This is a genomic window from Roseovarius sp. (assembly GCF_027019125.1).
Lineage (GTDB): Bacteria > Pseudomonadota > Alphaproteobacteria > Rhodobacterales > Rhodobacteraceae > Roseovarius.
The window spans coordinates 118,230-141,026 of the sequence record NZ_JALUXE010000008.1 but is presented as its reverse complement, the minus strand read 5'-3'; the positions used below and the strand labels follow the sequence as shown (position 1 = coordinate 141,026).

The following is a 22,797-nucleotide window of genomic DNA, read 5'->3' as shown; positions in this document are numbered from 1 at the left end:
GGACGCAAATTATCCGCTAAGACAAGCCCAATCCAACGAGTCGCGCGCCTGCGCCGCAGGGCCGCCGCGCGCATCCCCTGATCGGAAAGGATCCCCGATGGCCACGTCCAATACCCCCGACATCATCTATACCAAGGTCGATGAGGCCCCCGAACTGGCAAGCGCCTCGCTCTTGCCGATCATCCAGCGCTTTGCAGCGGCTGCTGGCGTGAGCGTGGGCACCAAGGACATTTCGCTCGCGGGCCGTATCCTCGCCGCCTTCCCGGAGTCGCTGACCGATGATCAGCGGATCGCCGACGATCTGGCAGAGTTGGGCGAACTTGTAAAAACACCGACAGCGAATGTGATCAAACTGCCCAATATTTCGGCCTCTGTGCCGCAACTCCTGGCCGCAATTCGCGAATTGCAGGCCCAGGGCTATGCCGTCCCCGACTATCCCGAAGAACCCGCGACCGAAGCTGAAAAATCCGCGCGCGCCAAGTATGACGCGCTCAAGGGCTCTGCCGTGAACCCGGTGCTGCGCGAGGGCAATTCTGATCGCCGCGCAGCGAGCGCCGTCAAGAAATACGCACAAGCCAATCCGCACCGCATGGGGGATTGGACCGCCGACAGCAAGACGCGCGTGGCGGCCATGTCAGGCGGGGATTTCTTTTCGAACGAGAAATCCGCAACCCTGCCTCACGCGACCAAGGCCAAGATCGTTCTGGAAACCGCCAATGGCGAGACCGTGCTCAAGGACGGGCTGAGCTATCCGGCGGGCACGGTGGTAGACGCCACCTATATGAGCGCCGCCGCTCTGGACGCCTTCCTTGCCGAAGAAATCACGCGGACCAAGGCCGAGGACGTGCTATTTTCCATCCACCTCAAGGCCACGATGATGAAGGTTTCCGACCCGATCATCTTTGGTCACGCGGTCAAAGCCTTTCTCGCGCCCGTGTTCGAAGAATTTGGCGACGAGATGACCGCATTGGGCGTGAACCCGAATTCCGGTCTTGGCGACCTCTTGGCCCGCGTCAAGGACAACGCCGCAATCATGGCCGCGATCGAGGCCTGCATGGCCGCGCGCCCGCCGCTCTACATGGTCGATTCCGACAAGGGGATCACCAACCTGCATGTGCCGTCCGACGTCATCATCGACGCCTCGATGCCCGCGCTCATCCGCGCAGGCGGCAAGGGCTGGGGACCGGACAACAAGGAGCATGACGCTGTGTGCGTCATCCCCGACAATACCTATGCGCCGGTTTATGACGAGACGATCAAGTTTTTCAAAGAGCATGGGAAGCTGAACCCAGCCACCGCAGGCACCGTGCAGAACATCGGCCTCATGGCGCAAAAGGCCGAAGAATACGGCAGCCACCCGACCACGTTCGAAATGCCCCAGCCGGGCACCGTCAAGATGGTGCTCGAAGATGGGACCGTCCTGCATCAGCATAATGTCGAAGCCGGCGACATCTGGCGCTCGGCCTCGGCCCGCAAGGCGCCGATCGAGGATTGGGTCAATCTGGCCATCGAGCGTCAGAAGGCGACAGGCTATCGGTCGATCTTCTGGCTGGATGCGGCGCGCGCCCACGATGCGGAACTGATCGCAATGGTCAAGCCGATCCTTGAGGCGCGGGGTGTGTCCGACAAGTTCGAGATCATGGCACCGCGCGAAGCAACCCGCGCCAGCCTCGAGACCATCACCAAGGGCGAGAACAGCATTGCCATCACCGGCAACGTGCTGCGCGATTATCTCACGGACCTCTTCCCGATCCTCGAACTGGCGACCAGTGCCAAGATGCTGTCCATCGTCAAGCTGATGCAGGGCGGCGGCATGTTCGAGACCGGGGCCGGTGGCTCTGCGCCCAAGCATGTGCAGCAGTTGCAGTCTGAGAACCATCTGCGGTGGGATTCCTTGGGTGAATTCTGCGCACTTGGCGAGAGCCTCAAGTTTCTGGCCGACACCAATGGCAATGAGCGCGCTCGCATTCTGGGTGAGGCGGCCGAGGTCGCGACCCAGGGCATTCTGGACCACGACCGCTCGCCCAGCCGCAAGGTCGGAGAGTCGGACAACCGCGACAGCCACTACTGGTTTGCCCGCTACTGGGCCGAAGCCTTGGCCGCACAGACCGAGGATGCAGCCTTGGCCGCCGAGTTCGCCCCCGTTGCACAGGCACTGGCCGAAAACGAGGCCAAGATCGTCGGGGAATTGGCGGCGGCCCAAGGCAAGCCCGCTGATATCGGCGGCTATTACCACGCCGATCCGGCCAAGCTGGCGGCCGTGATGCGCCCAAGCGCGACGCTGAACGCAATCATCGGCTGATAGACCTGGACCGCGCGGCCCTCTGGTCGCGCGGTCTATTCTCCGACCGGGGCCACGCTGTTACCCGCCAGTTCCTCGGAAAAGGGGCGCGGCAGCGGCTCCTTGCCCAGACGGGCGCGATAGGCGGGCAGGCTCTCGGCCACGCGCATCACGTAATTCTGCGTCTCGCGGAACGGGATGTGCTCGATCCAATCAATGATGGCATGGGCATCACGCCCGCGCGGATCGCCATATTCGTCGATCCATTGCGCTGCCCGGCCGGGCCCCGCGTTATAGCCCACCGACACAAGCACGATATTGCCGCCAAAACGCGCCCCAAGCCCCGCCAGGTAGGCCGACCCGAGCCGCGCGTTGTAGACCCAGTCATTCAGCACATCCGACGGCACATAGAGCAGCCCCAGTTCGCGCGCCATGTCCCGCGCCGTCCCGGGCATGAGCTGCATCAGCCCCTGTGCGCCCGCGCCGCTGACAACCGCATGATTGAATTCGCTTTCGCGGCGGGCAATGGCCAACGCCAATTCCATCGGAATGGGTATATCCATCTCCGCCATCGGATGAAGGGCGTAGTAGGGGCGCTCCACGATCACCCCGCGTTCTGCCGCCGTCTTGCCCAGCATCACCTGAAGATGAGGCTGCTCGAGGTCTTCGAGCATGTGACCCATCTGCATCAGGCCCGTGCGATCCTGAGAGTCGGCCAGGTGCAGGAAGAACCGCCGCGCAAGGCTAAGATCATTCATGCGCAGGGCCAGCGTTCCGATCTCATGCAGGTCGGTTTTGGCAAACGCGGCGCTGCGCCAGTCTGGCGTTGCCTCATTCCCCGCAAGGCGCAGATCAAACGGCAGCCCGCCCGCCTCGGCGGCCAACAGCCCGTAAAAACTGGTCTGATAGGCGGCCCCTTCGGCGTAGGCCAGTTGCGCCGCCTCTGGATCGCCCAGTGCTTCTTGGGTGCGACCAATCCAATAACCCGCACGCCCCAGCGAAATCGGCGTGGCGACCGCGGCGCGAAAGCGCTGGAAATGGTCCAGCGCAAGGTCAGGCGCCTTGAGATAGGTCAACGCCAGATAGCCCGAGAGCCATTCGAGATCTGCGTAATTCGACCCCTCGACCAGTTGATGCACGGACGCGATGTCATAGGCCAATTGCGCCTCGCCCGCACGCATGCTCTGGCGCGCCAGGGCGCGCCGCCAACTGGCCCAACGCTCCGGCTCTCCCAGCCCCGCCTTGATGCGGCTCTGGCGCAAGAGGACGGCAATGGCGTCCTCGGGCGCGTTGCTCAGGTGCCGGGTGAACAGCTCAAAGGCGATACCGGGATTGCGCGCCTCGGCCTCGGTCAGCCCCTTGCCGCCGTCGCGCTTCACAGTCTCGCGCAACTTTGCCAAACGGCGCGCTTCCTCTGGGACCAAAGGCAGCATATCCGTCACATCGTCCAGGCCGCGCCAGAGCGCCATTTCCAACCGTGCCTCGTGATGCGGTGCCAAGAGCGCCCCGAACTCGCGCAGGAAATCTTCATGCTCGGCGCGGGTCAGGTCCAGCGTGCGCCAGGCCAACACAAGGCCGATCTCGGCCTCGCCCTGTCGTCCGCGCGCCTGAAGCGCATGCGCCAGGTTGAGGGCACCTGTGCCGGTCTGCGGCGTGTAACCCTCATAAAACGCCAGCACATCGTCGAAATCGGCGTGCGTCATCGGCTCTTCGCTCTGCTGACGCAGATGATCGAGACCGGGCCAATGGGCGTTGCGGCCCAGAAAATCGAGAATCGCGCGCGGTTCGCCCAAGCCCGCGCGCAGGCGGTGCCATTCGATCAGTTCGGCCGCGGCAATGCCATCGCGCCGCGCCAGACTCGCTGCCACCTCCCAACGTCCGCCCTGCATGGCATCGAGCGCACTTGCCAGAGGACGTGGCGCCTTGCGCGGCAATTCGGACGCATACCCCGCCGAAACCGACAGACTCAGCCCCAAAACCATGGTCAGCGCGCGCAACATCTCTTGCATTTTCCGCTATTGCGAAGGATAGACAACGCCAGCCTAAGCGGCCCGCACGCCCGCGTCCATGCACGATGCCGGTAGCGATGTGCGGACTACCGCCGATGGCCCGAGATTTCAGCGGGTCCCGCCCAAACGTCAGCAAGAGGAGCGTGTCATGTTCAGAGGATCTTTTCCTGCCCTGGTCACGCCGTTCAAGAACGGCGCAGTGGATGTGGAAACGCTCAAGAAACTGGTGGAATGGCATATCGGCGAAGGCAGCCATGGCCTTGTCCCCGTGGGCACCACGGGCGAGAGCCCGACACTGACCCATCACGAACATGAGATGGTGGTCGAAGAGGTGGTACGCGCCGCCGCAGGCCGGATTCCGGTGATTGCCGGTGCAGGCTCCAACAACACGCTCGAAGGCATCCGATTGATGCAGCACGCCCACAAGGTCGGGGCAGATGCGGCCCTCGTCGTGACCCCCTATTACAACAAGCCGACGCAGGCCGGACTGATCGCGCATTTTACCGCATTACATGATTGTTGCGACCTGCCGATCATCATCTACAACATTCCCGGCCGTTCCGTCGTGGACATGACACCCGAAACGATGGGCAAGCTCGCGCAATTGCCGCGCATCATCGGGGTCAAGGATGCGACGGGCGATCTGGCACGGGTCTGTGCGCAGCGTATCACCTGCGGCAAGGATTTTCTCCAGATTTCCGGGGAAGATGCCACGGCGCATGGGTTCAACGCCCAAGGCGGTGTTGGCGTGATTTCCGTCACCGCCAATGTCGCACCCAAGCTGGTGGCGCAGGTGCAAGAGGCAACGCTTGCAGGCGACTACGCCAAGGCGCTCGAGTTACAGGATCGTCTGATGCCGCTGCATCGCGCGATCTTTGTCGAGCCCGGGCTCGTAGGCGTGAAATACGCGATGTCGCGGCTTGGCCTGTGCAGCGAAGAAGTGCGCTCGCCTCTCGTTGGCCTCAGTGATCCGACCAAGGCATTGGTCGAGGATGGCATGCGCCACGCTGGCCTGATCAACTGAGCCGGATTGATCTACCGCATGGCACGCCCCATTTGGGCGTGACGTTCGCCCAATGAGGCGATAGAACTGCCGATGTTCGTCATCGGCGTCTTTTCGCGTCATTTTTGCCTCAAATGCACGCGCAATACCGCTATGCCTTGATTTCAGGCCCTGTCCGGGTCTAAGCCGCGCCGCAGCATGTTGCCGCTGCAACTACTCTTAAAACGTCATTATCCGAGGACTCCGATGCAATTGCCCAATCTCGCCCCCGTGCCCGAACTCTACGTCTCTTACGAGAGTGCGCAAAAGCTCAAGGTCGAGGCTGCCAACCTCACCAGCTGGGATCTCAGCCCGCGCCAGATCTGCGATCTTGAGCTGCTGATGAACGGCGGCTTCAACCCGCTCAAGGGGTTTCTCAATGAGGCCGATTATGACAGCGTGGTCGAGACCATGCGGCTGGCCGATGGAACGCTCTGGCCGATGCCGATCACACTTGACGTGAACGAAAAGTTCGCCGAAGCGCTGGAAATCGGTCAGGACATCGCTCTGCGCGACCAAGAGGGCGTGATCCTCGCCACCATGACCGTCACCGATCGCTGGGTGCCCAACAAGGCCCGCGAAGCCGAGAAAGTTTTTGGTGCCGATGATCTGGCACACCCTGCGGTGAACTACCTGCATCATACGGCTGGCAAGGTCTATCTGGGCGGTCCGGTCACAGGCATTCAACAGCCGGTGCATTACGATTTCCGTGGTCGCCGCGATACGCCCAACGAATTGCGCGCCCTTTTTCGCAAACTGGGTTGGCGCCGGGTCGTGGCGTTCCAGACCCGCAACCCGCTACACCGGGCACACCAGGAACTGACCTTCCGCGCCGCCAAAGAGGCGCAGGCGAACCTGCTGATTCACCCCGTTGTCGGCATGACCAAGCCGGGCGATGTGGATCACTTTACCCGCGTGCGCTGCTATGAGGCGGTGCTCGACAAATATCCCAGTGCAACCACCACGATGAGCCTGCTCAACCTCGCCATGCGAATGGCGGGCCCGCGCGAAGCCGTCTGGCACGGCCTGATCCGCAAGAACCACGGCTGCACGCATTTCATCGTTGGTCGCGATCATGCCGGTCCGGGCAAGAACTCTGCCGGGCAGGATTTCTACGGCCCCTATGATGCGCAAGAATTGTTCAAGCAGCACCAGGATGAAATTGGCATCGAGATGGTCGATTTCAAACACATGGTCTATGTGCAGGAGAAAGCGCAGTATTACCCGATTTCCGAAGTGCCGGAGGGGTCGACCGTGCTTGATATTTCCGGCACCGAACTGCGTCGCCGTCTGGCCGAAGGTCTTGAAATCCCCGAGTGGTTTTCGTTCCCCGAGGTGGTGGCAGAATTGCGCCGCACCCGGCCGCCCCGGTCCAAGCAGGGCTTTACCGTGTTCTTCACCGGCTTTTCGGGATCGGGCAAATCCACCATTGCCAACGCCCTCATGGTCAAATTGATGGAGATGGGCGGGCGCCCTGTGACCCTGCTTGACGGCGATCTCGTGCGCAAGAATCTCAGCTCCGAGCTTGGGTTTTCAAAGGAACACCGCGACCTCAACATTCGCCGTATCGGCTATGTCGCCTCAGAGATCACCAAGAACGGCGGTATTGCCATCTGCGCGCCCATCGCGCCCTATGCCACCACCCGCCGCGCGGTGCGCGAGGATGTCGAACAATTCGGCGCCTTCGTCGAGGTCCATGTCTCTACCTCGCTCGAGGAATGCGAACGCCGGGACCGCAAGGGGCTCTACAAGCTGGCGCGCGAGGGCAAGATCAAGGAATTCACCGGCATTTCCGATCCCTATGACGTGCCCGAGAATCCCGAACTGCGCGTCGAGACCGAGAATGTCGATGTCGACAACTGCGCCCATCAGGTCATTCTCAAGCTTGAAAGCCTCGGCTTGATCGCGGGCTGATCGACCTTTCGCCATTGACCAAAAAGGGCCGTCCCGAGTGGGGCGGCCCTTTGCCATTCCAACACCGGAACTGTCGCTCTTCAGTGAACCGTTACCGGCTCCATGTTGTTTTGACGCGCCAGAAGAAAGGCCAGCTTGCGGTCACGCACCAGCGCCAGACGCTCGCCCTCGGCGGTATGCACGGCATAGAGCGTCGTCAGATCGCCCACCTGGTCGCGCATGTCGGCGGGCAGATCGCCCACCTTGACCGCGCGCACATAGACGATGGGGCGGTCCGTGTCCTGTCCAAAATCATATCGCGTATCCATGATCGCTTACCCCTTGTTGATCTTGATCCTCTGCACGACCGGCTCGGGCTGCGCCCGTGTCAGATCGACATGCAAGAGACCGTTTTCCATGATCGCCTCGCCCACTTCGACACCGTCGGCGAGAACGAAAGAGCGCTGGAACTGCCGCGCGGCGATTCCGCGATGCAAGTAGAGCCGATCTTCGGCATCGTCGCTCTGACGACCCCGGATCACCAATTGGCGATCCTCGACCGTGATCGCCAGATTCTCTTCCGAGAACCCGGCCACAGCCAGCGTGATACGATAAGAGTTCTGCGAGGTTTGCTCGATGTTGAAGGGCGGATAGCCCTCATTCCCGGATTTCGCGCTGCGTTCCAGCATGCGTTCCAGTTGTTCGAACCCCAGCATATAGGGGTGTGACCCCAGAGTAAGCTTTGTCATCGACACGTCCTTGAGCGTAAGCGACCGTCCATTTCGAAGGCCCCGTTTCGGCGGCCTCCGATGGAATATGGGGTTTGGTCTGCATGCGTGCAAGGGCTTTGCGAACGCGCCGCGTTTCGGTATCTTATGTGCCTACGACCCAAGAGGAATCGTGTACCATGAATGCCTTTAGCGACCTGTCGATGAAATCCGAAGATGTGTTGCGCGTCGAATTGGAGGAATTCCGCCGTGAACATCGTGATCTCGACGAGGCCATTCGCGCGTTGCAGGACAAGGGCACTGCGGATCAGTTGATGATCCAGCGGCTCAAGAAGAAAAAGCTCTGGTTGCGTGACATGATCGCCCGGATCGAGGACCGGCTCTATCCGGACATCATTGCGTAGCCGCTGATGATCAGTATAGTGCGCGCTTCGACACGAGGGGCGTTATATGGCAGGCGTGAAAATCGGCATCATCATGGGCAGTCAATCGGACTGGCCCACCATGCGCGAGGCCGCGCAAATTCTGGATGAATTGGGCGTGGCCTATGAGACCCGGATCGTCTCGGCGCATCGCACGCCTGACCGGCTCTGGGACTATGGTAAATCGGCGGTAGAGCGCGGCTTGCAGGTGATCATCGCCGGGGCCGGTGGGGCGGCACATCTGCCGGGGATGATGGCCTCCAAGACACGCGTGCCGGTGATCGGCGTGCCGGTCCAGACGCGCGCGCTCTCGGGTGTCGACAGCCTCTATTCCATCGTGCAAATGCCCAAGGGCTTTCCGGTGGCCACCATGGCGATCGGCGCGGCCGGGGCGGCCAACGCCGGGCTGATGGCAGCCGCGATTCTTGCCAATTCCGATGCCGATCTGGCGCAACGCCTTGATGATTGGCGCGCGGCCCTTTCGGCCTCTATCCCGGACGAGCCTGCCGATGACTGATAGGCTTGCCACAGGTGCGACCATCGGAATCCTCGGTGGCGGGCAATTGGGCCGCATGCTCTCTGTTGCCGCCGCGCGGTTGGGGTTCAAGACCGTGATCTTCGAGCCCGCAAGCGATTGCCCCGCGAGCCATGTGGCACAGCGCCATATTCAGGCCGAGTATACGGATGAGAACGCGCTGCGCCGCTTTGCAGAATGCGTCGATGTCATCACCTATGAGTTCGAGAATATCCCCACCGCAGCGCTCGATGTGCTGGAGAAGGTGCGCCCCGTGCGTCCGGACCGCCGCGCCCTCAAGGTCAGTCAGGACCGCCTGCTTGAAAAGGCCTTTCTCAGTGATCTGGGGCTGATGACCGCGCCGTTTGCGGCTGTAGACGACGCCGTGGATCTGGCCGAGGCGATGGACGAAATCGGGACGCCCGCCATCCTCAAGACCCGGCGCTTTGGCTATGATGGCAAGGGGCAGGCGCGGATCATGTCCCCTGCCGATGCCGAACAGGCGCTCGCCGACATGGCCGGGCAACCCGCAATCTACGAAGGCTTTGTCGAGTTCTCCCACGAAGTCTCGGTCATCGCCGCACGTAATCAGACTGGGGATGTGGCCTGCTATGACCCCGGAGAGAATGTGCATGAGGGCGGGATACTGCGTACCACCACCGTGCCGGCGCGCCTGACATCAGCGCAGCGCACCGATGCCGTACTCTTGGCGGCCAAGATATTGAATAGTCTGAAATATATCGGGGTCATGGGGGTCGAGCTCTTCGTGACGCCCAAGGGGCTCATCGTCAACGAAATCGCGCCGCGTGTCCATAATTCGGGCCACTGGACGCAGGCAGGCTGCGCCATCGACCAGTTCGAGCAGCATATTCGCGCGGTGGCGGGCTGGCCCTTGGGCGATGGCACGCGCTACGCCGATATCGTGATGGAAAACCTGATCGGCGCGGATATGGACCGCGTGCCAGACTTGTCCCGCGCGCCCGGTGTATCGCTGCATCTGTATGGCAAGGCAGAGGTCAAGCCGGGCCGCAAGATGGGCCATGTCAACCGGATCGTGACGAAAGCCTGATCCCGTCTTCATCTGGCCGAAAATACCTCGGGGGAGTCCCGGACAAGGTCCGGGACGGGGGCCGCGCCCCCTCTTAATCCCCGGCTGCCAAAAGCGCCCGCAAGCCTGATCGATAATCGGGATAGAGGAGTTTTATACCCAGTTCCTCCTTGATCCGGCGGTTCGAGACGCGTTTTGATTCCGCATAGAACGACCGCGCCATAGGCGTCATCTCGGCGTCGTCGAAGGCCACCTCTTCGGGCAGCGGCAGGCCCAGCAATTCAGCGGCATGGCCGATCACATCCTGCGGCGGGGCGGGATCATCGTCGCAGAGGTTATAGATCGCGCCCGGGTTGGGTCGGGCGATCGAAGCCTCCAGAACCTGTGCGATATCCTCGACATGGATACGACTAAACACTTGATCCGGCTTGACAATCCGCCGCGCCGTGCCTTGGCGCACCTTTTCGAAAGGGCCGCGGCCGGGGCCATAGATGCCCGCAAGGCGAAAGATGTGCAGCGGCAGACCGGGGATCGCCTGCCACGCGGCCTCGGCCTCGACCCGCATCTGGCCGCGCCTGGTCGAGGGGGTAAGCGGCGTCGCCTCATCCACCCAACCACCCGCATGATCGCCGTAAACGCCCGTGGTCGAGAGATAGCCCACCCATTCCAGCCGCTCGGCCGCCTCGGCGATCGCATCGCGATACCGCGCCAGCACCGGATCGCCCGCCGCGTCGGGGCCCGCGGAGATCAACAGATGCGTGGCAGAGGCCAGAGCGGGCCGCAGATCCGTGTCGGGCCAGAGCGCGGGCGTGACACCTTCGCTCCGAAAAACCTCAGCCTTTTCAAGGCTTCGGGTGGTGCCGATGATCTGCCATCCCTGCGGCAAGAGGCGGGCGGCGAGGGCGCGGGCGGAAAAGCCGTGGCCAAAGGAAAGAAGCGTCTGGGTCATGGCCTTTACATGGCGCGGCTGGCGGGGTTTGGCAAGGTGGCGAGGTTCCGCCTGCCCATACAAGACCTCTGGCGCGGATGGCCCGATCCGGGCATCTTGCGCGCAGGTCTTGTCAGGAGCCGCCATGTCTTTGATCAGTCGTCGTCTTGTTCTGGGTCTCATCGCGGGTGCCCCGCTGGCCGCCTGTGCGCGTCCTGAACCCGAAGTATCCAGCCGAAACGCCCCCTTCGATCCGCCGCTCTATCCCAATGAAACGCCGGAATTACGTCGTCTTATCAATACCTACGCCGATCACTACGAGGTGCCGCGCAGTCTGGTGCATCGTCTGGCCATCCGCGAGAGCTCGCATCGCCCCGGCGCACGCAACGGGCCCTATTACGGGTTGCTGCAAATCCTGCCCCAGACCGCACGCGGGATGGGGCACCGGGGGCCCGCGTCGGATCTGCTCGATGCCGAGACCAACCTGAAATACGGGGTCAAGTACCTGCGCGGGGCCTATATCGTGGCGGATGGTGATCCGGATGCCGCGATCATGTGGTATGCGCGGGGGTATTACTACGAGGCCAAGCGCAAGGGGCTGCTGGTCGAAACCGGCCTGCGCGCGGCCTGAACCGCGCGCGGCGGGATGTTTACAAAACGTCCCTGTTGTCCGCGATTTCGGGACGCAGGCCATGGGCCCTGCGCGCCTTGCATCGAACGGGGCCGCAAGGGCGTGTTAACCGGGGGCGTGGCAGGGTGATCGCATCCCGTCCATGCCCCCCGGAGCCTGCCCATGTTCGTCACCGTCAGCAGCCGCAGATTGCGCGAGAATTTCCGCAGTTACCTCGATCATGTGCTGGCCAGCGGCGACCGGGTGCTGATCTATCGCCATGGCAAGGAAGTGGCGGCGCTGGTCTGTTGCGAGGATTTCAACGCGCTGGAGGCGGCCGCGGGGCGCAATGAGCGGCTGATGGAACATCGCCACCAAGAGGCGATGGAACGGCTCAGGGTGATGAAGGCGCGGATGCGGCCGGGATGAGGGGCGGGCCGGGTTAACCCCGTTTTTACCGTCCCGCAGCTATCATCCGCACATGGCAAACTATCGACGACTGCGCGCCAAGGGCGGCACCTATTTCTTTACGGTCAATCTGGCGGACCGATCATCGAGGGCGCTTGTCACGCATGTCGATGATCTCCGGGCGGCCTTTGCCATCGTAGGCCAGAGGCGGCCCTTTTTGATCGACGCCGTGGTGGTGCTGCCCGAGCATCTGCACACGGTCTGGACCTTGCCGGAGGGGGATTGCGATTTCTCGACCCGGTGGAGGGAGATCAAGACCATTTTCACCAAGCGCTGCGCATTGCACCCCGCCCGCAGCCCGAGCAAGGAGCGCAAGGGCGAGCGCGGGCTATGGCAGCGGCGGTTCTGGGAGCATCTGATCCGCGACGAGGAGGATTATCGCGCCCATATCCTGTATTGTTGGGGTAATCCCGTGCGTCACGGCCATGTCGCGCGCGCGGTGGATTGGCCTTGGTCGTCGATTCACCGCGACATTCGGTTGGGCCGCGTACCCACGGAATTGGGGGCGCCGGTCGACGGCCAATTCGGGGAAGAGGTGTGAGGCTCGTCGGGGGATGTGCGGGTGGTGGGGTATGGAAATGGTGGGGTATGGAAATGGTGGGTTGGCACCCACCCTACGGGCGGTTGGTAGGGTGGGTGCGAACCCACCGACGCGGGGCAGGAATGGTGGGTGCGGGTGTGGTGGGTTGGCACCCACCCTACGGGGCGGGGCAATGCGCCCTCGGGAGAGCGGCCGCGCGGTCGACGGGCCGCGGTCTGGCGAGGCAACGGAGGTGGATGCCACTTTATCCCTGCAAAATCCGTGTGACCCTGAGACGGAGTGCGACGCCTTCAAAATCGCCAGGCCGTCATGCCAAAGGCGTGCCGCTTAAATCGGCGCACCTCCGGTGCGACGGGCGGCCCGGCGATCGCGCGGCGGCGCAGCACGCTGCGCGTTCGTTCCGCGAGGAAACATTCAACTGGATTTGTAAAAACACCCAGCGGTTGTCAATTGAAAAGCTTGCGTTGGACACGTATGATTAGTGCAAAGGCAGCGGAGCAAAAGATGTCCCAGAAAAGTGTACACGTCGTCCCGCGTGGTGGTAAGTGGGCTGTAAGATCCTCAGGTGCGGCAAAGGCATCTAAAATCGTAAACACGCAGGACGAAGCGAGAGAGATAGCGCGCGAGCAGGCAAAGCGATCTGGGGTTGAGCTTTACGTTCACGGTCGTAATGGGCGCATACGCGAACGCAATTCTTACGGAAAAGATCCGTATCCGCCTAAGGGCTGATTGCTACTTTGAGTGACTATCAAAAGTCAGTTTTTATTAACTGCCCCTTCGATGAAGAGTTCGGGCCACTTCTTGAGGCGATGCTCTTTTGCATCGTGCGTTCAGGTCTAATACCTAGACTTGCATCGGAGAGTCTCGAAGCCGGGCAAAGCAGATTAGAGAAAATACTTGAGCTAATTGGACTATGTCGCTTTTCGATCCACGATTTGAGCCGTGCTGTGTCCAAGTCAGCGAACGAAAACTTCCGTATGAATATGCCATTTGAACTGGGTCTCGACATGGGGAGAAGGCGGGCTCCTGATCCGGAAACGAGAGACAAGAAGTTCCTGATATTTGAAAAGGAACCGTACGAACTGAAGCGTTGCCTCTCAGACCTTAACGGCGTTGATGTCGCGTTTCACCGTGAAGACTATCAGCTAATCATCAAAAAGCTTCGAGATTTTCTCAGAGTAGAAGCCAACTGCAACCTACCAGGGGCAACGGCTTTGGAAGATGAATACGCGATATTTCAAGGTTGGATGACAGAGAAGAAAATCCATGAGGGTCACACAGAGAAGGAAGCGCTTGATCTTCCAACTCAGGAAAGATTAGACGAAATGCACTCATGGATGGCTCAGGGACGGCCAACAGAGTTTCAGCCGTAATCAAACATCCAACTCCTCCACGAACCGCGCGTTCTCGGAAATATACTGGAACCGCAGTTCCGGCTTTTTGCCCATCAGGCGTTCCACGAGGTCGCCGGTTTCGCCCGGCTCGTCCTCGTCGATGGTCACGCGGATGAGTTTGCGCGAGGTGGGGTCCATGGTGGTTTCCTTCAGATCCTTGGCGTCCATCTCGCCCAGACCCTTGAAGCGGCTGACGTCGATCTTGCCCTTGCCGCCCAGCCCCTTTTCCAGCCACTGGTCGCGCTCGGCCTCATCGAGGCAATAGACGCGTTTTGACCCCTGGGTCAGGCGGTAGAGCGGCGGGCAGGCCAGATAGAGATGGCCCGCGTCGATCATCGGCCGCATCTGGGTGAAGAAGAAGGTCATCAGCAGCGCCGCGATATGCGCGCCGTCGACATCGGCGTCGGTCATGATGATGATCTTGTCATAGCGCAGATCGTCGAGGTTGAACTTGCTGCCAAGGCTCACGCCCAAGGCCTGAGTCAGATCGTTGATCTCCTGGTTGCTGCCCAGCTTGGACGAGGCCGCGCCCAGCACGTTGAGAATCTTGCCTCTGAGCGGCAAGAGCGCCTGGGTCTTGCGGTCGCGCGCCATCTTGGCAGAGCCGCCCGCGGAGTCGCCCTCGACGATGAACAGCTCTGTGCCGTCGCGGGTGTTTGACGCGCAATCCACCAGCTTGCCGGGCAGGCGCAGTTTCTTGGTCGCGGTCTTGCGTTGGGTTTCCTTTTCCTGACGGCGGCGCAGGCGTTCCTCGGCGCGCAGGACGAGGAAATCGAGGATGGCGCCGGCGGATTTGGTATCGGCCGCCAGCCAGTTGTCGAAATGGTCGCGCACCGCGCCCTCGACCATGCGGGCGGCATCGGTGGTGGCCAGCCGGTCCTTGGTCTGGCCCACGAATTCCGGCTCTCGGATGAAGCAGGACACGAGGGCGCAGCCGCCCGCGAGCAGGTCTTCGCGGGTGATCTGCGTGGCCTTGCGGTTATTGGCGAGATCGCCGTAGGCCTTGATCCCCTTGAGGATCGCGGCCCAGAACCCGGCTTCGTGGGTGCCACCCTCGGGCGTGGGCACGGTGTTGCAATAGGACTGGATGAAGCCGTCACGGGCGGGTGTCCAGTTGATCGCCCATTCCACCTTGCCCGGCACGTTGTACTTGTCGCGGAAATCGACGCTGCCGGCAAAGGGACGCTCGGCGTAGGTGGTCGCCCCGCCCAGCGCCTCGCCCAGGTAATCGGCAAGCCCGCCGGGAAATTTGAACGTGGCCTCGGCGGGGGTGTCGCCATCGCTGATCTCGGTCTTCCAGCGGATTTCGACGCCGGAGAAGAGATAGGCCTTGGAGCGGGCCATCTTGAAGAGCCGGGCCGGTTTGAGCGTGAGAGAGCCAAAGATCTCGGGGTCGGGATGAAAGGTGACGGAGGTGCCGCGCCGGTTGGGGGCGGCGCCGATCTTGGCCAAGGGGGCCTGCGGGATGCCGCGCGAAAATTCCATCATGTAAAGTTCGCGGTTGCGCGCCACCTCGACCCGGAGATGATCCGAGAGCGCGTTGACCACCGAGGAGCCGACGCCGTGCAGGCCGCCCGAGGTCTGATAGCTGTCGCCCGAGAATTTGCCCCCCGCATTGAGCGTGCAGAAGATGATTTCGAGCGCGGATTTCCGGGGGTCCTTGGGGTGGGGATCGACCGGAATGCCGCGCCCGTTGTCGCGCACGCTGACATGGCCGTTGGCGTGCAATTCCACCTCGATCCAGGTGGCATGGCCGGCGACCGCCTCGTCCATCGAGTTGTCGATGATCTCGGCCACCATGTGATGCAGGGCGCGATCGTCCTTGCCGCCGATATACATGCCGGGGCGCAGGCGGACATGCTCCATATCCTCGAGCACCTGAATGGAGGAGGCATCGTAATCGGATTTCGGGGTGGGCGAGAGAAGATCGTTCATGCCGCTGCTCTTTTTGTTGGTTGGGGGGCATTATGGCAGAGCGGAGGCGGAGGGGAAAGTGGGTGCGGCCTAGGTGCCAGCCTGTGTCCGCAGCCATTCGGCCATGTCGCCCGCATAATCGAGGCGTTGCGCAAGGCGGATGATCCGATGGCCGACGTCTTGGGTGTCATGCGTCAGTGTCACGCCGTTCAGGCGCAAACACACGATCATCGCCCGGTAAGCCGTGCGCTTGTTGGCATCATTGAAGCAATGTCCCTGTGCAATGGCCTCGGCATAGGCGGCAGCGAGGGCGAACACATCCTCGATCATGCCGTAAGCCAATCGGTTATCGACCCGCGCCAAGGCCCCTTCCAGCGATTTGTCCAATGCCCTGCCCGGCAACTCTCCGGGGTTCAGGACGAGATCATGGAGTGTCTCGATCTGCTCGGCACTCAAAAGCAAGAAGCTCATTTGTCTTTGAGGTAGTCGAGCACAGGCTGAGATTGCGCGTGGGTTGCCTCGAATGCGGCCATCACCTCGTCCATCGTCGCATAACGCGGCTCGTGTTGCAGGGTGGCTTCTTCGGGCACGAGATAGCCGATACATTTGGAGTTCTTCATGATCGCCACCGGCTTGCCACCGGCCGCGTCGAGCACCTTTTGCGGTTCGCGCAGTTCGGTCATGGTGCAGATCTGGTTGGTCAAGAGGCGTTTCATGGAGCTCTCCCTGGAGTGTGCAGTGAAATATACACTGTAATGCATATTATTTCAACCGCTGCCGCAGGTAGCGCGCGCAGCCGATGAGGGCGGCGGTATCGTCGGTTATGAGATGGAGCGGCATGGCCTCCATGATGGGGCGGTAGGGGCCTTTGGCGGTAAGGGTCCCGCGAAACTCTGGCGCGTTGAGCATCGGCGCCATGGCGCGAGCCAGCCCACCGATCAGGAACACGCCCCCTGTTGCCATATGGGTCAGGGCAAGATTGCCCATGACGGCGCCCAGAATTTCCAAAAAGAGGGTGAGGGTTTCGGCGCAGTCGCCCCCCGCTTGCTCTGCCTGCCCGAGGATTTCCGGCGCGGTGAGGCTCGCACCGCAGCGCAGACGGTGCAGGCGCATGAGCCCCGAGCCGGACAAGAGCGCCTCGTAGGGTTTGTGCGGCACCTCTGCGCCCAAGGCCGCAATCACCGCATTGGCCGCACCGCCCAGATGCGGCAGGCCGGAATGGCCAGCCTCGGCAGGCGGCACCAAGAGATCAGCGCCAACCCGATGCACCACCGCGATATTGCTGCCCGTCCCCAGCCCCAGCACCATGCGTGGGCCGTCGGGATCGGGTTGCCCTGCAAAGATCGGTATGATGCTCTGTGGGTCGAGATCATCCAGCGCATAGCCCTGCGCCTGAAGGTCATTGATCAGATGCACCTCGGTGGCGCCCGTGGTGCGGGCGATTTCGGCCCCATCCATGAACCAGTCGAGATTGGTCAGCTGTGCCGTGCCCGCCCGCACCGGCCCCGCCACCCCGGCGCAGATTGCCTGTGGCCGTGCGCCCTGTTCATCGAGATAGGACGCGATCATCGGGAGGACACCGGGAAAATCGGCGTTGAGAAAGCGCCGCGCGCTGCCCGGCTTCAACGCCCCGTCCAAAATCTGCGCCAGCCGCGTGTGGCTGGCACCGACATCGGCGACGAGCCCCTCAGCCATCCTGCCAACGGGCCACGGTTGCGCGCGCCGCCTGTGCCAGCATCACCACGTCAATGCCCACCGCCAGAAACTGTGCGCCCCAATCGGCATAGTGCTGTGCCGTGTCGTGATCGAGCGCAAGGATGCCCGCCGCCTTGGGCGAGGCGGCAATCCGGCTGAGCGCCGAGCGTATGACCTCTTGCACCTCTGGCGCATGGCTGTCGCCGACATATCCCATATCGACCGCCAGATCGGAGGGGCCGATAAAGACACCGTCCACGCCCTCGACCGCGAGAATATCATCCAGCGCGTCGATTCCGGCCATGCTCTCGACCTGAACGATCAGGCAGATTTGCGCATTGGCGGTGGGGATGTAATCGCGGATGCGCGAGAAGTCGGAGGCGCGTGCAAGGGCGGCCCCGGAACCGCGGATGCCGTCGGGCGGATAGCGGGTGGCGCGCACGAGGGCGCGGGCCTGATCCGCGCTCTCGACCATGGGGATGATCAGGCTCTGGGCCCCTGCGTCGAGCACCTGCTTGATCGCCCAGGCCTCGCCCATGGGCAGGCGCACCACCGGCAGGCTGTGCCGCCCCGCCAGCATGGCCAATTGCGCCGAAATCGAGCGCAGATCGTTGGGCGCGTGTTCGCCGTCGATCACGAGCCAGTCGAAACCCGCGCTGGCCAGAACCTCGGTCGCATAAGGATCGGCGAACCCGGCCCAGCACCCAATCAGGCGCTCGCCCCGCATCAGGGCGGATTTGAAACGGTTTTCGGGGGCGGGCATGGCGGCTCTCCTGTGATTGTCCGGCGCAGGATAGACCGCGCCCGGGCGCTTTGGCGAGAGGCAAGACGGGGTTTACTTTGCCCGGTATTGCCCCCAGAGATTGCCCAATGAATACGCATCTCAAAGGTCTGATCATCACCGCGCTCGGCGTTCTGTTCGTCGTGCCGGATTCGCTTTTCGTGCGGTTGATCGACGGGGACGCGGCCAGCATCGCCTTTTGGCGCGGGATCACGGCGGGGTCTGTCATCCTGACAGGAGTGCTGGTGTTTCAGGGCCGGCGCGGCATCCGGGAGGTGGTGAAAACCGGCAAGCATGGTCTGCTCTATGCCTTTCTGATTGCCATCACCGCCCCCGGTTTCGTCTTTGCGGTCAGCCTGACCAGCGTGGCCAATGTGGTCTTTATCCTGGCCTCGATGCCGGTCTTTGCCGCGATTTTCAGCCGGATTTTTCTGGGCGAGGCGATCAGCAAACGCATGGTCCTGACCATGGCGGGGGTTTTTGCGGGGCTCGGGGTGATCGCCTGGGGGTCGGGCGAGACGCATGGCGCGCATTGGCATGGCGACCTGATCGCGCTTGGGGTTTCGGCCAGCTTTGCAGGCGCAATGACCACGGCGCGGCAGTTGCGCGCCGTTTCGATGATCCCTGCCATTCCGCTGGCCTTTTTGGGGGCCTCGCTGGCAATCTGGCCCGTGGCGCAACCGCTGGCGGTCTGGCATGCGAACTGGCCGCTCATTCTGGCGCACGGGGCCTTTATCAGCGTTTCAACCTGCCTGCTCACGCTTGGGCCGCGTTATCTCGCCTCGGCGGAGGTGGCGCTGTTGATCCTGCTGGAATCGGTTCTGGCCCCCCTGCTGGTCTGGGCCGTGGTGGGCGAGGACCCCGGCCGCTGGGCCATTGTCGGGGGTGTGGTGGTGATCGGCGCGCTGTTTGCGTCGAACCTCTGGGCACTGCGGCATAACCGGCGCTTGCGCAACCGGCCGCAGCCGCGCACCGGACCGCCTGTCTAGGTCTCAGCCGTCGCGGTAGATCACGAATGAGGACCAGCCGTCGTCGCGGTGGCCACGGTCGTGATAGCCCGCCGCGCGCAGACAGCGGGCCGAGGCGACATTGCCCGGATGGACGAAGGCCACCAGACGATAAAGCCACGGATGATCCGCGAAGGCGCGCCTTGTGGCGCGGTGGACGAGGCGGCGCCCATGGCCCCTGCCCCAATGATCGCGCCCCAACCAGTAGCTGAGTTCGGCGGTGTCACGGCTGCTGGCATCGGTGCCGAAGGCCAGGCGCATCTGCCCGATGGGTTGGCCATCGAGGGTTGCGGCCAGAACGTCGTGGTGATCGCTGAGCCCGGAGATGTCGATCAGGTCGCGAGCGAGCGCGTCGGTCAGCGGGCCGGGCCAATCCTCGTGCATGTGCTGCCAGACCTCGGGGTCTGACAGGAGCCGCTTGTAGGCCGGTACGTCTTGGGGTTGCCAGCGGCGAAAGCCCAAGTTGCCCGGTGTCTTGACCTTCCACGAGAGGGGGGCGACGGGGGTGGAGCGTGGGCAGGGGGCGTTTTCTTCGGCGATGACCCAGCCGATCTGCAGGGGATCATAGGCGAGCGTGATGCCCCGCGCCTCGCACCATGTCTTTTGTTCTGGTGTGAGCACACCGTCCCAACGGTTCGATGCGGAGAATGCGGGCCCTGATCCGGTCGGGTCTGATTTTCTGGTCCGATCCGTCACGTCGCGGCCCCCAAGTCTGCGGCGGGAAATGGTCGTTTCGGACGATATGGGACCGCAGTTCGCGCGTTCAAGTGGGCGAGGTCTTGGGGCGGGGGGGTGCCCCCGCCCCGGCGTTCATCATGGGTCTGGCCGGGGATCAGCCATCCGCTGCGGGAATCACGCCCGCATCGACCGCGGCGGCCACCTCGTCCTGGCTCAGCGCGCCATCGGCATTGGCATCCACCGTGGTAAAGGTCTCGGATGTGGCCTCGGGCATGGCCTGCTGAAACTCGGACATGGTGACATAGCCGTCGCCATCCGCGTCCAGCGTCGAAAACTCGCCCGCGAGGGCCATGGCGGGCAGGCCGAGGGCGAGGGCGAAGGTGGCGGCAACGAAATCCTTGGTCATGTGGATCATCCTTTCTCTGGTTGCGAGGGCGCGGTTGCGCCCCCATGGCCAGAAGATGAGCAGAGCCGACCGGGATGTCCCGGGGCGCGTCGGTTTCCCATGAAAAGGCGCGGAAAGCGGCCAGATCAGAGGGGTCCGATACGCGGACCTACGCCGGTCCGAGGGACCGGGCGAGAGGCCGCGCATGGCGCGGGGCGGATTGGGCAGGCCAGCGCCGAAAAAGCCCCGGCGCTGGCATCGGTGGACCGCCGCCGATGCCCGCGCGCCGGGTCGGATCAGGCGAGGGTGGCGGCGGGGCGGATCATGCCGGTTTCGATGCCACGCCAGTTGACGATGGGCGCGTTGCGGTATTTGCGCGCCGCCGGATGCTCGGGGTCGAGCACGCCCAGACGCACGAGGATCGAGGCAATCGCACATTCCGCCCCGCGCGTGCCGCCATCGGCGATCTTGAGCGCCACGCCCAGCTTGCGCCGGGGCAGGATCGCGATGAAGAACGCCTCGGCCCCGGTCTTGAGCGCCACAGGCTCGGAACAGGCGCGCATGAGTTCGGTGCAGGCGCGCCCTTCGCCCGCCACCAGTTCGGGATGGGCGACCATGGCCTGCCAGAGACGCACAGAGGCCCGCTCTGTCGCGTCGCCATTTTCGGATGCGCCCGCGAACCGCGCCATCGCGCGGGCCATGCCGTGCAGGGAGCTGGCGTGATTGGGGGCGGAACAGCCATCAATGCCGTAATAGGGTGAGGTTTCGCCGGTGGCCTCTTCGAACGCCTCGAGCACCGCCTTTTGCACCGGATGGCCGGGATCGACATATTCGGCGGACCCGCCCAGATGCCGGTTGAGCGTGAGAAACCCGGCATGTTTGCCCGAGCAATTGTTATGCACCTGACAGGGCGCGGTGCCGGAGCACAAGAGCGCCTTGTGCGCCTCCTTGTCCTGCGGGTCATGCGCGCCGCAGCGCAGGTCGTCGTCCGTCAGGCCAAGATCGGAAAGCCAGCGATTGACGCGCTCGGTATGGATCGCCGCGCCGTTGTGCGAAGCGCAGGAGAGCGCAAGCTGTTCGGAGGTCAGCCCATGCGCATCCGCAGCGCCACTGGTGAGAAGCGGCAGCGCCTGAAGCATCTTGCACGACGAGCGCGGAAGGATCGTTTCGGACGGGTTGCCCCAGGCCTCGACGATTGCGCCGCCTGCGTCGCAGATCACGGCATGGCCCAAATGCACGCTCTCGGCCCGAGGGCCGCGCCAGATTTCGGTGAGAGGGACAGCTTGGGTCATCGGTATGCTCCGGCAGATCGGGGAACAGGCGGGATATGCGGAAATCCGCCAATTGCGTCTTTCACTTCTCGCGTGTTTCAGGCTAATATTGCAATGTCGAGACGGAACTGGTCGCATATAAAAATATTCCCGTAAAGGGTGACAGGCGACCGATGGATTTGAGGCTCAGGACAGCTTGGAGGCTGGACACATGATATCACGATTTGCAGGCGGCATGGCCATTGCGATGGCGTTGCTGACCACGCCCGCCGCGCAGGCGCAAAGCACGAGCACCAATCAGGTCGCAACAAGCACCGCATGGAGCGTATTCGAGGATAGCGATCCCCGGGAATGCTGGGCGGTGTCGGCCCCGACCGAAACGGTCAACACCAAGGATGGACGCGTGGTTGCGGTGCGGCGCGGTGATATTCTGCTGATGACGTTCTTTCGCCCCGGTGCCGGGGTGCAGGGGCAGATCACATTTACCGGCGGTTATCCGTTTGCCGGGGGTTCCACCGTGAATCTCAATATCGGCGGCACGCAATTCGAACTCTTCACCGAGGGCGAGTGGGCCTGGCCCGCAAGCGCCGCCGATGACGCGCAGGTTCTTGCGGCGATGAAGCGTGGCGCGGATGCCGTGCTGACCGCGCGCTCGGCACGGGGCACCGTGACCAAGGATACGTTCTCGCTTCTGGGGTATACGGCTGCGGTGGAAGAGGCCGAAAAACGCTGCAAGTAAGCGATCCGGGAATTCAGAATACAGATCAGAGCGGCGGTCCCGATGGCACCGCCGCTTTTCCTTGAGCGTGGGCGCGTTAACCCTCGCCCGTCATGATCGCACTGACCTTGAGCGCGCGTTGCACGTTGCCCTCGACCTTGAGCTTGCCCGACATATAGGCCATCACCGGGTTTTGCGCGCCAGACAGGATGTTGCGAAACACCTCGTCGCTGGCGCTGAGCACGACATCCGCCGACTCATCCCCGGCGCTGGCCCCGTCCTCGCTGAGCATGACGCTGCCGTGGCCCGCGATCACGAGCTTGGCAAGACCCCTGATCCGGCCCTTGGCGCGGGGGGAGAGCATGGTGATATAGTCGTCGATGATGGCGCTCATGGGAGGTCTCTGTCAGAAATCAGGGGCGGAATTCGGTTTCGGCTCAGATCACTCTGAAACCCGTTCGGGCGCAAGC

At 62.8% G+C, this 22,797-nt stretch carries 26 protein-coding genes; 13 read left to right on the top strand and 13 right to left on the bottom strand.

All coding sequences use genetic code 11. The features are described from left to right. The first annotated feature begins 97 nt into the window (after nucleotides 1–97). Nucleotides 98–2,302: an NADP-dependent isocitrate dehydrogenase gene (locus tag MVC20_RS04800; protein WP_297538972.1), complete on the top strand. Its 2,205-nt coding sequence runs from the start codon at nucleotides 98–100 to the stop codon at nucleotides 2,300–2,302. Between the two features lie 35 nt (nucleotides 2,303–2,337). Here MVC20_RS04800 and MVC20_RS04795 read toward each other — a convergent pair whose 3' ends face one another. Then, nucleotides 2,338–4,290: a lytic transglycosylase domain-containing protein gene (locus MVC20_RS04795; RefSeq protein ID WP_297538970.1), complete on the bottom strand. Its 1,953-nt coding sequence runs from the start codon at nucleotides 4,288–4,290 to the stop codon at nucleotides 2,338–2,340. A 148-nt stretch (nucleotides 4,291–4,438) separates the two neighbouring features. Between MVC20_RS04795 and dapA the strand changes: the two genes are divergently transcribed. Together dapA and MVC20_RS04785 are read left to right on the top strand one after the other, a co-directional pair. Then, nucleotides 4,439–5,314, top strand: coding sequence for a 4-hydroxy-tetrahydrodipicolinate synthase (gene dapA / locus MVC20_RS04790; RefSeq protein ID WP_297538968.1), 876 nt, complete (start codon nucleotides 4,439–4,441; stop codon nucleotides 5,312–5,314). Between the two features lie 225 nt (nucleotides 5,315–5,539). Beyond that, nucleotides 5,540–7,246: a bifunctional sulfate adenylyltransferase/adenylylsulfate kinase gene (locus MVC20_RS04785; protein WP_297538966.1), complete on the top strand. Its 1,707-nt coding sequence runs from the start codon at nucleotides 5,540–5,542 to the stop codon at nucleotides 7,244–7,246. 80 nt (nucleotides 7,247–7,326) lie between these two features. On the opposite strand, the gene MVC20_RS04780 is transcribed toward MVC20_RS04785, so the two are convergent. After that, on the bottom strand, nucleotides 7,327–7,554 hold the full coding sequence (locus MVC20_RS04780) for a DUF1150 family protein (protein ID WP_297538964.1): 228 nt from the start codon (nucleotides 7,552–7,554) through the stop codon (nucleotides 7,327–7,329). 6 nt (nucleotides 7,555–7,560) lie between these two features. Beyond that, a complete protein-coding gene (locus MVC20_RS04775) occupies nucleotides 7,561–7,974 on the bottom strand; it encodes an Hsp20 family protein (RefSeq protein ID WP_037276703.1) in 414 nt (137 codons plus the stop codon). A gap of 158 nt (nucleotides 7,975–8,132) precedes the next feature. Here MVC20_RS04775 and MVC20_RS04770 point away from each other — a divergent pair, with 158 nt between their 5' ends. The 3 genes from MVC20_RS04770 to MVC20_RS04760 are packed head-to-tail and all read left to right on the top strand — an operon-like array spanning nucleotide 8,133 to nucleotide 9,958. Then, the gene (locus MVC20_RS04770) at nucleotides 8,133–8,357 is read left to right on the top strand and encodes a DUF465 domain-containing protein (RefSeq protein WP_008281433.1); all 225 of its coding nucleotides are present in this window, start codon (nucleotides 8,133–8,135) and stop codon (nucleotides 8,355–8,357) included. Between the two features lie 46 nt (nucleotides 8,358–8,403). Next, nucleotides 8,404–8,892: a 5-(carboxyamino)imidazole ribonucleotide mutase gene (gene purE / locus MVC20_RS04765; RefSeq protein WP_297538962.1), complete on the top strand. Its 489-nt coding sequence runs from the start codon at nucleotides 8,404–8,406 to the stop codon at nucleotides 8,890–8,892. Beyond that, nucleotides 8,885–9,958, top strand: coding sequence for a 5-(carboxyamino)imidazole ribonucleotide synthase (locus MVC20_RS04760; RefSeq protein ID WP_297538960.1), 1,074 nt, complete (start codon nucleotides 8,885–8,887; stop codon nucleotides 9,956–9,958). The genes purE and MVC20_RS04760 overlap by 8 nt, the downstream gene beginning before the upstream one ends. 73 nt (nucleotides 9,959–10,031) lie before the next feature. Here MVC20_RS04760 and MVC20_RS04755 read toward each other — a convergent pair whose 3' ends face one another. After that, nucleotides 10,032–10,886: an SDR family oxidoreductase gene (locus MVC20_RS04755; protein ID WP_297538957.1), complete on the bottom strand. Its 855-nt coding sequence runs from the start codon at nucleotides 10,884–10,886 to the stop codon at nucleotides 10,032–10,034. Between the two features lie 124 nt (nucleotides 10,887–11,010). Between MVC20_RS04755 and MVC20_RS04750 the strand changes: the two genes are divergently transcribed. From MVC20_RS04750 to MVC20_RS04730, 5 genes are all read left to right on the top strand, one after another. Continuing rightward, on the top strand, nucleotides 11,011–11,496 hold the full coding sequence (locus tag MVC20_RS04750) for a lytic transglycosylase domain-containing protein (protein ID WP_297538955.1): 486 nt from the start codon (nucleotides 11,011–11,013) through the stop codon (nucleotides 11,494–11,496). A 162-nt stretch (nucleotides 11,497–11,658) separates the two neighbouring features. Next, the gene (locus MVC20_RS04745) at nucleotides 11,659–11,904 is read left to right on the top strand and encodes a type II toxin-antitoxin system Phd/YefM family antitoxin (RefSeq protein ID WP_297538953.1); all 246 of its coding nucleotides are present in this window, start codon (nucleotides 11,659–11,661) and stop codon (nucleotides 11,902–11,904) included. A gap of 52 nt (nucleotides 11,905–11,956) precedes the next feature. Then, a complete protein-coding gene (locus tag MVC20_RS04740; RefSeq protein WP_297538951.1) occupies nucleotides 11,957–12,484 on the top strand; it encodes a transposase in 528 nt (175 codons plus the stop codon). Nucleotides 12,485–12,793: 309 nt separating this feature from the next. Continuing rightward, nucleotides 12,794–13,213 (top strand): DUF2188 domain-containing protein, encoded by a 420-nt coding sequence (locus tag MVC20_RS18910; RefSeq protein ID WP_363320702.1) that lies wholly within the window; start codon nucleotides 12,794–12,796, stop codon nucleotides 13,211–13,213. A gap of 8 nt (nucleotides 13,214–13,221) precedes the next feature. Beyond that, a complete protein-coding gene (locus tag MVC20_RS04730; RefSeq protein WP_297538949.1) occupies nucleotides 13,222–13,857 on the top strand; it encodes a hypothetical protein in 636 nt (211 codons plus the stop codon). Here the strand turns inward: MVC20_RS04730 and parE are convergent, their stop codons facing one another. The 5 genes from parE to MVC20_RS04705 all read right to left on the bottom strand — a co-directional run bounded on the left by parE (nucleotide 13,858) and on the right by MVC20_RS04705 (nucleotide 18,250). Next, nucleotides 13,858–15,813, bottom strand: coding sequence for a DNA topoisomerase IV subunit B (gene parE, locus MVC20_RS04725; protein WP_297538947.1), 1,956 nt, complete (start codon nucleotides 15,811–15,813; stop codon nucleotides 13,858–13,860). 69 nt (nucleotides 15,814–15,882) lie between these two features. Then, nucleotides 15,883–16,263 carry a type II toxin-antitoxin system death-on-curing family toxin gene (locus tag MVC20_RS04720; protein ID WP_297538945.1) on the bottom strand — a complete coding sequence of 127 codons (381 nt, stop codon included), beginning with the start codon at nucleotides 16,261–16,263 and terminating at the stop codon, nucleotides 15,883–15,885. Then, nucleotides 16,260–16,508: a hypothetical protein gene (locus tag MVC20_RS04715; RefSeq protein WP_297538943.1), complete on the bottom strand. Its 249-nt coding sequence runs from the start codon at nucleotides 16,506–16,508 to the stop codon at nucleotides 16,260–16,262. The genes MVC20_RS04720 and MVC20_RS04715 overlap by 4 nt, the downstream gene beginning before the upstream one ends. 46 nt (nucleotides 16,509–16,554) lie before the next feature. After that, nucleotides 16,555–17,487 carry a glucokinase gene (locus MVC20_RS04710; RefSeq protein WP_297538941.1) on the bottom strand — a complete coding sequence of 311 codons (933 nt, stop codon included), beginning with the start codon at nucleotides 17,485–17,487 and terminating at the stop codon, nucleotides 16,555–16,557. Beyond that, the gene (locus MVC20_RS04705) at nucleotides 17,480–18,250 is read right to left on the bottom strand and encodes an HpcH/HpaI aldolase/citrate lyase family protein (RefSeq protein WP_297538939.1); all 771 of its coding nucleotides are present in this window, start codon (nucleotides 18,248–18,250) and stop codon (nucleotides 17,480–17,482) included. Before MVC20_RS04705 ends, MVC20_RS04710 begins: the two co-directional genes overlap by 8 nt. Nucleotides 18,251–18,357: 107 nt before the next feature. On the opposite strand from MVC20_RS04705, the gene MVC20_RS04700 reads away from it, so the two are divergent. Beyond that, nucleotides 18,358–19,257: a DMT family transporter gene (locus MVC20_RS04700; protein ID WP_297538937.1), complete on the top strand. Its 900-nt coding sequence runs from the start codon at nucleotides 18,358–18,360 to the stop codon at nucleotides 19,255–19,257. 3 nt (nucleotides 19,258–19,260) lie between these two features. On the opposite strand, the gene MVC20_RS04695 is transcribed toward MVC20_RS04700, so the two are convergent. The 3 genes from MVC20_RS04695 to MVC20_RS04685 form a co-directional block, all read right to left on the bottom strand. Continuing rightward, nucleotides 19,261–19,896 (bottom strand): GNAT family protein, encoded by a 636-nt coding sequence (locus MVC20_RS04695; protein ID WP_297538936.1) that lies wholly within the window; start codon nucleotides 19,894–19,896, stop codon nucleotides 19,261–19,263. Nucleotides 19,897–20,107: 211 nt separating this feature from the next. Further along, nucleotides 20,108–20,359, bottom strand: coding sequence for an EF-hand domain-containing protein (locus tag MVC20_RS04690; protein ID WP_297538934.1), 252 nt, complete (start codon nucleotides 20,357–20,359; stop codon nucleotides 20,108–20,110). A 275-nt stretch (nucleotides 20,360–20,634) separates the two neighbouring features. Beyond that, nucleotides 20,635–21,630, bottom strand: a complete 996-nt coding sequence (locus tag MVC20_RS04685) for an asparaginase (RefSeq protein ID WP_297538932.1) — start codon at nucleotides 21,628–21,630, stop codon at nucleotides 20,635–20,637. Nucleotides 21,631–21,844: 214 nt separating this feature from the next. Between MVC20_RS04685 and MVC20_RS04680 the strand changes: the two genes are divergently transcribed. Then, nucleotides 21,845–22,348, top strand: coding sequence for a hypothetical protein (locus tag MVC20_RS04680; protein ID WP_297539143.1), 504 nt, complete (start codon nucleotides 21,845–21,847; stop codon nucleotides 22,346–22,348). 76 nt (nucleotides 22,349–22,424) lie between these two features. Here MVC20_RS04680 and MVC20_RS04675 read toward each other — a convergent pair whose 3' ends face one another. Next, the gene (locus tag MVC20_RS04675; RefSeq protein WP_297538930.1) at nucleotides 22,425–22,721 is read right to left on the bottom strand and encodes an SCP2 sterol-binding domain-containing protein; all 297 of its coding nucleotides are present in this window, start codon (nucleotides 22,719–22,721) and stop codon (nucleotides 22,425–22,427) included. Nucleotides 22,722–22,797 lie beyond the last annotated feature (76 nt).